Genomic DNA, 259 nt, shown 5'->3' with positions numbered 1-259 from the left:
GATCGAGCATCTTGCCCATTTCCTCTTCGGTCGCACCGTCGAACACCGGCGTTGCGAACGGCACGCCTTCGCGCAGGTTCTTCGCGAGTTCGAAGATTTCGTCGTCGCTGAAGCTGTCGAGGTCTTCCTTGTGGCCCGATTCGTTGTAGATCTTCGTGAGGAACTCACGCAGCTCTGCAATCTTGGTCTGACGCGCAAGCATTTCGCCAATACGCCAGCCCAGACCCTTCGCGGCCCAACCGAGGTGCACTTCGAGAAC

The 259-nt window shown here is 58.3% G+C and carries 1 protein-coding gene; it reads right to left on the bottom strand.

Features of this window, described 5'->3' with window-relative positions:
• Positions 1-259 (bottom strand): hypothetical protein (locus SB772_RS42745; protein WP_410838864.1); only part of this gene is annotated, 259 nt, incomplete at both ends.

The sequence above is a fragment of the Paraburkholderia sp. SIMBA_030 genome, from assembly GCF_046535245.1.
In the GTDB taxonomy this organism is placed as follows: domain Bacteria; phylum Pseudomonadota; class Gammaproteobacteria; order Burkholderiales; family Burkholderiaceae; genus Paraburkholderia.
The sequence above is the reverse complement of the archived record's forward strand: the minus strand, read 5'-3'. Positions and strand labels throughout refer to the sequence as shown.